Below are 1,652 nucleotides of genomic sequence, written 5' to 3'. Positions count from 1 at the left end.
CTAGATGAATGATTCCAAGGGGTTGGTGTGCGTGGCGGGCCGGGCACATTAACCGTGCCGGTGGGTGGACGGGTTCGGTTGTCTGGGCGGCTACGCACTGTGACCGTTTACGATCGCTGGTGTGGGGCCAGCGTGAACCTGGCCCCACACCAGGTGTTATCGGGCCGGAGTGACGCTCAGTCGCGGCGGTCCCCATTCCGCGATGCGGACCGGGATCGAATCACCGACTTCCGGGGTCTGGTCCCAGGAATCCTTGTGCAGCAAGCCGTGAATTCCGGGAGCGACCTCGACGAACGCGCCGAACGGAACAACGGACACTACGGTCGCGTCGACGATGGCGCCGACGCCGTGCCCGTCCTGGAATGCCTGCCATACGGCAAGCGAAACCTCATGAGAGGACATTGATTTCACCTCCTTTCGCAGTCCCTGAGATATCGATGGGGATACGTTCGGAGGGCGGACCTCTGGCCCGCGCCGCGCTCACCGCGCGGCCGGGAACCCTGTCTGTGTGCGGCTTACAGCCGACCCGGCAGTCACGGGTGTCAGGGTAGCAGAGCCGAAGAGGCGCACCACACTACCGACGTCGGCTGGTGCGGGTTGAACTCGATGGAATATCTTGCGCGGCAGTCGATTTCACGTGTCGCAGCAGCGGTGTCGGGCGAGGGTGTCGTAGATCAAGGTTGTGAGCAATGATATCGACACCCTCGCTACTGCACTGTATGTCACCACCGACGATCTGTTGAAGCGTCGCCCGGATCTGGCGCCGTGGCGTCCGCTGGTCGGGTTCGCGCCGCGGCTGACCGATGCCGAACTGGTGACGTTGGCGGTGATGCAAGCACTGCTGGGGTTCACCTCCGAGGCCCGCTGGCTGCGTTATGCCTGCACCCATCTGCGGCATCTGTTCCGGTACCTGCCCAAACAGCCCGGCTACAACAAGCGGCTGCGTAACGCTGCCGGCCTGATCCGGGCGGTGATGCGGGAGCTGGCCGTTGCTACCACGCTGTGGACCGACGACGTGTGGGTGGCCGATTCCACCCCGGTCGAATGCGGTCGGTCGCGGGAGACGGTGAAACGCTCCGAGTTGGCCGGATGGGCCGAATACGGGTACTGCGCCTCACATTCACGCTACTTCTGGGGGCTGCGGCTACATCTGATCGCGACCCTGGGTGGCTTGCCGATCGGGTTCGCGGTGACCGGGGCCAAGGCCGACGAGCGGCAGACGCTGATGAGCATCCTCGACGCTGACCCCGCCCTGGTCACCCAACGGCCGGGGCAGACCCTGATCTGCGACAAGAACTACTTCGGTGCCGGGTTCGAGACCGAGCTGGCCGACCACGGGATCGGGTTGCTGCGCCCGGCCCGCAAGGGTGAGGCCGAACGCCCTGGTACCGCTTTGTTCAAACCGTTGCGGCAGGTTGTCGAGTCGATCAACCAGACTCTCAAGGCCCAGCTCGACCTGGAACGCCACGGCGGTCGCACCGTCGCCGGTGTCTGCGTCCGCATCCTGCAGCGCCTGCTCGCCCTCACCGCCGCGATCTGGCACAACGACAACACCGACGCACCGGTCCACCGGTCACTGACCGCCTACGACCATTGACCCAGGGTCGGCGGCCCGCACACAGGCCACCCACCCCTTGGAATCATTCATCTAG

General features: G+C 65.0%; 2 protein-coding genes. One reads left to right on the top strand and one right to left on the bottom strand.

The window, feature by feature from the left end:
- Positions 1-156: 156 nt before the first annotated feature.
- Positions 157-402: a S1 RNA-binding domain-containing protein gene (locus IU459_RS37045; RefSeq protein WP_195134240.1), complete on the bottom strand. Its 246-nt coding sequence runs from the start codon at positions 400-402 to the stop codon at positions 157-159.
- Between the two features lie 280 nt (positions 403-682).
- Between IU459_RS37045 and IU459_RS37040 the strand changes: the two genes are divergently transcribed.
- Complete coding sequence (locus IU459_RS37040; protein ID WP_195134239.1) at positions 683-1,597, top strand: IS982 family transposase; 915 nt, start codon at positions 683-685, stop codon at positions 1,595-1,597.
- The last annotated feature ends 55 nt before the right edge of the window (positions 1,598-1,652 follow it).

The organism is Nocardia amamiensis (assembly GCF_015477605.1).
In the GTDB taxonomy this organism is placed as follows: domain Bacteria; phylum Actinomycetota; class Actinomycetes; order Mycobacteriales; family Mycobacteriaceae; genus Nocardia; species Nocardia amamiensis_A.
Note: the sequence above shows the minus strand (reverse complement) of the source record. Positions and strands in the feature narration are given on the sequence as shown.

Bases quoted from the DNA above. Each gene is read 5' to 3' on its own strand.
- IU459_RS37045 (WP_195134240.1), bottom strand. From the start codon at position 402: ATGTCCTCTCATGAGGTTTCGCTTGCCGTATGGCAGGCATTCCAGGAC.